This is a genomic window from Methylobacter sp. (genome assembly GCF_036845245.1).
Classification (GTDB): Bacteria; Pseudomonadota; Gammaproteobacteria; order Methylococcales; family Methylomonadaceae; genus Methylobacter_A.
Genome location: NZ_DAIUEH010000095.1, coordinates 1 through 7,593 on the forward strand (window position 1 = coordinate 1; position 7,593 = coordinate 7,593).

7 protein-coding genes are annotated in these 7,593 nt (G+C 47.5%); 6 read left to right on the top strand and 1 reads right to left on the bottom strand.

Translation table 11 applies throughout. The features are described 5' to 3' along the window. Nucleotides 1-527 precede the first annotated feature (527 nt). From V7051_RS23885 to V7051_RS23895, 3 genes are all read left to right on the top strand, one after another. Nucleotides 528-887 carry a hypothetical protein gene (locus V7051_RS23885; RefSeq protein ID WP_333879267.1) on the top strand — a complete coding sequence of 120 codons (360 nt, stop codon included), beginning with the start codon at nucleotides 528-530 and terminating at the stop codon, nucleotides 885-887. A 224-nt stretch (nucleotides 888-1,111) separates the two neighbouring features. Beyond that, nucleotides 1,112-2,269 (top strand): DUF3095 family protein, encoded by a 1,158-nt coding sequence (locus V7051_RS23890; protein WP_333879266.1) that lies wholly within the window; start codon nucleotides 1,112-1,114, stop codon nucleotides 2,267-2,269. 211 nt (nucleotides 2,270-2,480) lie between these two features. Next, on the top strand, nucleotides 2,481-2,759 hold the full coding sequence (locus V7051_RS23895) for a hypothetical protein (RefSeq protein WP_334181186.1): 279 nt from the start codon (nucleotides 2,481-2,483) through the stop codon (nucleotides 2,757-2,759). 142 nt (nucleotides 2,760-2,901) lie between these two features. Here the strand turns inward: V7051_RS23895 and V7051_RS23900 are convergent, their stop codons facing one another. Continuing rightward, a complete protein-coding gene (locus V7051_RS23900) occupies nucleotides 2,902-3,450 on the bottom strand; it encodes an RNA pyrophosphohydrolase (protein ID WP_333879264.1) in 549 nt (182 codons plus the stop codon). A gap of 162 nt (nucleotides 3,451-3,612) precedes the next feature. On the opposite strand from V7051_RS23900, the gene V7051_RS23905 reads away from it, so the two are divergent. The 3 genes from V7051_RS23905 to V7051_RS23915 all read left to right on the top strand — a co-directional run bounded on the left by V7051_RS23905 (nucleotide 3,613) and on the right by V7051_RS23915 (nucleotide 7,475). Continuing rightward, nucleotides 3,613-4,299: an HAD family hydrolase gene (locus tag V7051_RS23905; RefSeq protein ID WP_333879263.1), complete on the top strand. Its 687-nt coding sequence runs from the start codon at nucleotides 3,613-3,615 to the stop codon at nucleotides 4,297-4,299. A gap of 54 nt (nucleotides 4,300-4,353) precedes the next feature. Continuing rightward, the gene (gene cysM, locus V7051_RS23910) at nucleotides 4,354-5,253 is read left to right on the top strand and encodes a cysteine synthase CysM (RefSeq protein WP_333879262.1); all 900 of its coding nucleotides are present in this window, start codon (nucleotides 4,354-4,356) and stop codon (nucleotides 5,251-5,253) included. A gap of 170 nt (nucleotides 5,254-5,423) precedes the next feature. After that, the gene (locus tag V7051_RS23915; protein WP_333879261.1) at nucleotides 5,424-7,475 is read left to right on the top strand and encodes a C4-dicarboxylate ABC transporter; all 2,052 of its coding nucleotides are present in this window, start codon (nucleotides 5,424-5,426) and stop codon (nucleotides 7,473-7,475) included. The last annotated feature ends 118 nt before the right edge of the window (nucleotides 7,476-7,593 follow it).

Below are 7,593 nucleotides of genomic sequence, written 5' to 3' on the forward strand. Positions count from 1 at the left end.
TAACATCAGCCATTACTAATTTTTACCTTTTCGAGGGGATGGGCAAAAATAGCCACTCATGAAATGCCGCATCCGTTGGTTACTGCTTTTTTGAAGGCGGTAATTGACTGCGCAATCTGACATTGCAGTAATGAATCCGCTCGTCATTCGTAATGTATTACCTGCCGATGCGCAAAACATCAGTGCTCTCATTCATGGTGAGGCTTATTACTGCTTTGGGGAGGTTGACCATACTTTTTATGCCCAACATGACAATGTTTCAATATGACGGCAGGTTTCGGGTTTAGCCAGTGTCCTCCCATCACCGGATATCAATAATGTTGGGCAACGAAAAGCTATCGCCCAATCTGAGTGATTTTACGATGTCCGCTTTTAACTTAAGAGGCAGACCGGTAAACCCTGATTTATCCGCATATCAGATCAGTACGGTAGAATGGATTAAGATACGAAGCTCATTAATTATGAACAATGTTCGAGATTCTTGTGCTTAAATTCAACGATGAATTTTTAATGCCGAGACAAATGGAATGACCGATGAAGAACGCAGGGCAAAAGCAACTAAAATTATTGATGGCATTGCTAAAACCGCAGCCACCACCACTGCTGTTTTTTCGCAAGTTCCCGGTATGGGGGCTGCCACACTGACCAAGCTTTATTTGGAAATGGTTAATAAAATTGCCTCTCTATTTAATCAACAGCTGGAATCACAGGCTGCCAGAGCGCTTGTTTTAACAGGCTGTAAACGTTATGCCGGAGCGATACTTGAAAAATCGGTGTTAGGCTGGATACCGCTGGTTGGCAATGCCATCAATGCCAAAATGACCTTTGACTTGACTAAAAACGTCGGCTGGTTTTTTTACGAGCACTTCGATAAATCTTCTGAATAAAAACTCCCTGTAAGGGAGGGCGCATTACACACCATTTACGGATGCTATAAAATAACTGGATGATTAATATTCGGTACTATTAGGTTGGGAATGCTTTTTATGCCTAATATTACGATATTTCAATAGGGTGACAGATTTGGGATTTAACTACGGCCATTGCGTCACTGGTACTAAACTGTTGGGCAACGAAAAGCCGTTACCCAACCTATACGATTGTTATAGCTATGCTTAACTTCTATGCCGGGCTGAAACCTTTCACTGATTTCATTGATTTCACACGTCCTGAGCTTTATCGGCAAGCTCCCGGCGATTGTCTGGTGGTGATCACCGATGTACGCGGTTCGACTGAGGCCATCAAGGCCGGGCATTACAAATGGGTCAATATGGCCGGCGCCTCGACCATTGCTGCATTAGCCAATATTTTGGGTACTACCCATTTTCCGTTCGTCTTCGGTGGCGATGGCGTCACTGCGTTAGTACCGGGTGAACGACGGGCTGAGGTTGAGCGCGTACTTAGCGTTGCCCGTGCCCACGCTAGCGAGGCGTTCGGGCTCAAACTGGTTACCGGATTCATTGAACATAATGAACTCATTGCGGCAGGGACTCCGATCAGCGTTGCGCGTTTTCTTTTGCCAGGAGGGCCTTCAATCGCCTTCTTTAGCGGCGAAGGACTCGCGCTTGCAGAAAAGTGGGTCAAATCAGGGCGCGGCGTTATTGCCGAGCATGTGCATCATCACGATGACACCGACGCTATCAAAGGACTTTCATGCCGCTGGGCTCCGCTAAAGAGCGCACGTGGCGCTATGTTGTCGATTCTCGTGCGTCCATGCGGGAAAGGCGAGCAGGCGCTGGCAACGCTACAACGGATACTTGCCGAGATTGAAAAGATAGTCGACCTCGAAGCGCCCGAGGCCAATCCGATCAAGATACGCCAACTTAGCGCCGAGCGCATCTGGCGTGCGGCACGCGCTGAGGCGCGTATCCAAGGACAGCCTCATTTTTTTGTTGCCGTCTGCAAAATCGCTTGTGAAATACTTCTGGTAGGCATGCTGCATAGGCTGAAATTCAAGTTTTCGAATACCAAGACCTCCAGATATATCGATTCGTTACCGGCCCATTCCGATTTCAGGAAATTTGATGAAACGCTACGTATGGTTATTGACTGCTCGCCTGAGATGCAGAAAGCTATTCGTATTTTGCTCGAACGCGAGCGCGCAGCCGGAACGATTTACTTCGGGATGCATGCATCTCCCACCGCGCTAATGACCTGTTTCCTGAGGCGTTTTGAAGACGGCGGACATGTGCATTTCGTTGATGGGAACGATGGCGGCTATGCAATGGCTTCCGTTGAACTCAAAGCGCAGATTGCAGGTAAAGCCTGATTTGTCCGTATGGGAACAGGTGTTGCATCTTTAAGTGTTATTCACCTGTTAGGTAATTGCACTGAATTGATGAAAAGAGTTGGACGCTTTATTCTAATACAAACCGATCTTTGACTGGTTCTCAATCACCAGCGTGGTAATTCTGTCTGGAAGCTCCAGCTTCCCGTCTCTTGAAGCGAGAGCTTCGTCTCCTAGGTTTTCAATCTGGAGATTGGAAATCGAACAAAAGAGGATGATCGATATGAATAAGGTTCTTCAAACAGTGTTCAAATGGAAGCTTATAATGCTTGCCTCAATTGCATTGTCAGGTTGCCCGATAACCGTGAATTTGAATGTTTCAACGGATAAACCCATTGCTATAGCTTTCGAAAAACCGTTCGAGGTGAAACTGGACCCCGCCAATATTGCAGTTACCGAGCTGCCACCGATAAAAGTGACTACGCTGCCGCCAGTACGGATAGGAATTGCTACAAAAACTAAAAAACAATAAGCAAGGCTAATGGCATTTATTTACCAAGGCGGATTTGAAGATCGACATCATGCCCGAAAGCTAAATTTATCTTTCGAGGAAAGAATGCGTAAAGGAAGTGATTATCCCACGGCTTTTTTATGACAGCGTGGGAATGGTCTTGCTATTTTTTGCGCCGTTTGTCTTTTGCCTTTTCAATTTCCTTAGCCAAATACCCTGCGGCATCAACCGGGACAGTATCGGCAGTCAAAATGGCGCCTAGCTCGCTCATCGCTTTTTGGTAGACCTTGCGCTTGAAATACACCACATCTTTAAGTGGATCCCAATAATCCACCCAGCGCCAGTCATCAAATTCCGGCTTGGCGCACTGATCAAAACGCACATTGGATTCGTGCGTAATCAAACGCAACATATACCAGATTTGTTTTTGGCCTATGCATAACGGGAGGGAGTTTTTGCGTATATAGCGTTCGGGCAGTTGGTATCTCAGCCAATAGCGCGTACGGCCAAGTATCTGGACATGCTGCTGTTGCAGTCCTGTTTCTTCGCACAACTCACGATACATCGCCGCTTCTGGGTCTTCATTCGGATTAATTCCGCCTTGCGGAAATTGCCATGAGTTTACACCCATTCGTTTTGCCCAAAACACGCGACCCTCGTCATTGCAAAGGATGATCCCGACATTAGGCCGGTATCCTTTAGAGTCAATCATGTTAAAACCTGTGTTTTTACCTTCCCTATATCTTTAAATCTTGCTAATGGTAAAATTATTAAAGATAGGTCAGTAATTTAAATTAATGACAGCATTGTTCCATAAATAAAGTGCAGATGCCATAGCGCACAGCTCTTTTTAATTACTTGAAACAGGATTACCGTGAGCTTAGCGATTTTTGATTTGGATAACACCCTGATTGCCGATGACAGCGATTATTTATGGGGACAGTTTCTTGTAGACCAGGGCATCGTTGACAAAAACCACTATGAAGACGCGAACGCCAGATTCTACGAGGACTATAAACAAGGTACCTTGGATATTGTTGAGTTTCTGCGTTTTTCATTACAGCCTTTGGCCCACAACGATCCTGACCAACTCTACCAGTGGCGGGCGCAATTCATAGAACAAGCCATCAAACCGCTGCTGTTAGAACCCGCACAACAGCTGATTGCCAAACATAAAGACCGGGGCGATACCTTACTGGTTATTACCGCAACCAACCGTTTTGTTACCGAGCCGATAGTCCGGCTGTACGGCATTGAAAATTTACTGGCAACCACGCCTGAATTTATCAATGGCCGCTATACGGGCGGCTTTAACGGTATTCCGTGTTTTCGGGAAGGCAAAGTCAAACTGTTGGAAGCCTGGTTAAAAGATTCAACCGAAACCATGCAGGACAGCTGGTTTTACAGCGATTCCCATAACGATTTACCGCTGCTCAAGCTGGTAGATCATCCGGTCGCGGTTAATCCCGATGAAAAACTGACCGAATTTGCCGAAGCCGCAAATTGGCCGATCATTAGCTTAAGAGATGGGCAATGCCCGACGCATCATTTTCATAAATAAAACACGGCAACAAGATGAGTGTTGCCCGTTCCTAAATTACTGCCCGGTATCACAATGACAATCACAACTTTCCCAACCATTGAATCTTTTGTCGGCAATACGCCTCTGGTCAGACTGCAACGTTTGTCCGGCAACACCAGTAATACTATCCTGGTTAAGCTGGAGGGCAATAATCCGGCCGGGTCGGTAAAAGACCGTCCGGCGCTCAGCATGATTCAACATGCCGAGCAACGAGGCGAAATCAAACCCGGCGACCGCCTGATCGAAGCCACCAGCGGCAATACCGGCATAGCATTGGCAATGGCGGCGGCGATCAAAGGCTATAAAATGACCTTGATTATGCCGGATAACATGAGCGAAGAGCGTCGAGCTTCAATGAAAGCTTACGGCGCCGAAATTATCCTGACGCCGGCCGCAGGCAGTATGGAAGCGGCAATCGATTTGTCCAGGGAAATGGAAGCCGCGGGGCAGGGGAAAGTTCTGGATCAATTTTCCAATCCCGATAATCCACGCGCGCATTATGAAGGCACCGGGCCGGAAATATGGCGGGATACGCATGGAACAATAACCCACTTCGTCAGCTCCATGGGCACCACCGGCACGATTATGGGAACTTCAAAATTCCTGAAAGAACAAAACAGCGATATTCAGGTGATCGGCGTGCAGCCGGAAGGCGAGTCCAAAATCCCCGGCATCAGGCGCTGGCCCAAGGAATATTTGCCGAAGATCTATATGGCTGATCGCGTTGATCGGATTATCGATGTCGATCAGGTGTCTGCCGAAAACGTCACCCGCGCTTTGGCAGCCCAAGAAGGCATTTTTGCCGGTATTTCATCAGGCGGCGCCGTTCATGCAGCCTTGAAATTGTCGGAAGAAGTCGAGAATGCGGTGATCGTAGTAATTATCTGCGACCGGGGCGACCGGTATCTGTCTACTGGAGTTTTTCCTGGTTAATGCGTATCGACTTTTATCATTCCCACGCTCCGGCGCATATTTTTATACACAAGAGTCTCGGGGATGCACGCCCTACAGTGGTGTCGCCGAATTCAGGGACAGGACAGAGTTATATGCTCCGGCGTGGGAATGCAGAATGCGACGCTTCAGCGTCGTATTGAGTTAGGTTAATGCGGTGGCGTTTTATAGAGATGGCCTTGGTCATCGTCTTTATTTTAATCACATACCCCGTCAATGCACTGGACAGTGTATCGCTTAATGTCGGAACCATTGCATCAGCCCAATGGAAGCTGGAAGGCATCAATATCGCCCTGGCCGACTTGCCGAAAAACCCGCAGAAACTGGTCTTAACGATAGCCAAGCTAAGCCTGCCCAAACCGTTCGACGACCTCAATCTGGTCAATATCCGCTGTACTGCGTTCACTTGGCAAAACAAGGAAATGTCGTGCGAACAGGGCAGGGCGGAGATTCATTCAAAACGCTGGCAGTCGCCTGCCGCCAACTTTTCTTTTCATATCACGGAAAAACACAGTTCGCTCATGCTAAGCGATTTGCACTTGGCCGGTGGAATAGTTACGGTTGACGGCGAAGAACAGGGCGATCAATGGCAGTTGCAAATTGACGCCAAAGCAGTGGATGGAAAGTTGATTCAACAGTTATTACCGCAGGAGTGGTTCAAGTTCAAAGGCGGCAAAATCAATCTTAAGTTAAATGCATCCGGCAGTCATGCATTGGTAAAAGAATTTACCTTAACTGCCGGGTTAGATAACTTAACCGGCCAAACCAAAGACGGGCGTTTTGCCACTGAAGCATTAATGCTGGAGACAACGCTGAGTGCTCAAAACAATAAATGTATATGGCAATGGCAAAACCATATCGACATTAACGGCGGTGTGCTATATACGGAGCCTTTGTACTTGGAAGCGGCTGGACAAAATATAGTTTGGGATGCACAGGGAAATTGGGACGCAGCAAACACTACAGTCGACATTAATTCTGCAAGTTATAAACATGAAAAAGTCGGAGAATTAAGCGGCAGCGCAAGCATTCAATACAAGGATGGCGTAAGCCTTGAAAAAGCCCAGCTCTCGTTGAACAGCGATAATTTGCAGGACGTATCCGCTAATTATCTCAAACCGTTTTTTGAGCAGACGATATTGCAAGGCGTTACGCTTGCAGGCCATTTAAAAGCCGATTTCTCAATTGATCATCAAGTTCTAACCGCGTTAACGGCAGTCTTTAATAATCTTGATGTTAAAGATGCGTCAGGTCGCGGCGAAATTCAGGGCGGCGCAGGCCGACTTAATTGGTCAAATAATGAACTCTTTACCCAACCGTCTAAAATTGTCTGGCAACGATTGCAGATTCATGCTGTGCCGATAGGCCCTGCCGAGCTAGGGTTTCAGGGCGGGGCCGACAGCATTCGGCTGCTAAAAAAGACCCAACTGCCTTTATTGGGCGGCGCAATCGCCATCAATCATTTCAGATGGCAGGCAAAAAAACAGCAAGACCCCGAGCTGTCCTTTGAAGGGGGCATCAGTAATGTATCGCTTGAACAGTTGTCCCTTGCCCTGAACTGGACACCGTTATCCGGAACCATCAGCGGCCAAATTCCTCGTGTCGAGTACAGTAACAAAACCCTGAGTCTGGGCGGTGAGCTAATCGTCAAAGTTTTCGACGGCGAAGTTAAAATCAGCAACCTTGCGGCTTCGGGACTGTTTACCGATTCCCCCAAGTTCCACAGTGACCTGGAAATAGAAAATCTGGATCTGGATCAGTTAACCGGCAAGTTTAAATTCGGCGGCATCACTGGCAAGTTATCCGGCTATGTCCGGCAGTTGTATATGGAAAACTGGCGCCCTGTCAGTTTTTTCGCATGGCTGGGCACGCCGGAAAACGATGATTCCCGGCACAGAATCAGTCAAAAAGCCGTGCAAAACATCGCGAACATCGGCGGGGGCGGCGCGGCTGATCTATTATCAAAAAGCTTTTTAAGATTCTTTGAAACCTTCGGCTACGACAAGCTGGGCCTGGGTTGTTACCTGCATGACGGCGTGTGCCAGCTGATGGGTGTAAAGGCCACGGAATCCGGCTACGCGATTATCACCGGCGGCGGCCTGCCACGGATTGATGTGATCGGTTATAACCCCCGCGTTGACTGGAATGTGTTGATGGAGCGGTTACAGCGTATTTCTACATCGGATGAAGTGATTGTTAAATAGATATCTTTCCTAAATAATCAACATGGCACCCATCTTTATAGGGTTAAAATAACAATCATACCGCTGAAAATACGGATCGTCATGACACCTTATGCCCAATTACCCACGAACAATCCTG

Excerpts from the sequence above, each read along its gene's own strand:
- V7051_RS23885 (WP_333879267.1), top strand. The coding sequence starts at position 528 with ATGACCGATGAAGAACGCAGGGCAAAAGCAACTAAAATTATTGATGGC.
- V7051_RS23890 (WP_333879266.1), top strand. The coding sequence starts at position 1,112 with ATGCTTAACTTCTATGCCGGGCTGAAACCTTTCACTGATTTCATTGAT.
- V7051_RS23900 (WP_333879264.1), bottom strand. The coding sequence starts at position 3,450 with ATGATTGACTCTAAAGGATACCGGCCTAATGTCGGGATCATCCTTTGC.
- cysM (WP_333879262.1), top strand. The coding sequence starts at position 4,354 with ATGACAATCACAACTTTCCCAACCATTGAATCTTTTGTCGGCAATACG.
- V7051_RS23915 (WP_333879261.1), top strand. The coding sequence starts at position 5,424 with ATGCGGTGGCGTTTTATAGAGATGGCCTTGGTCATCGTCTTTATTTTA.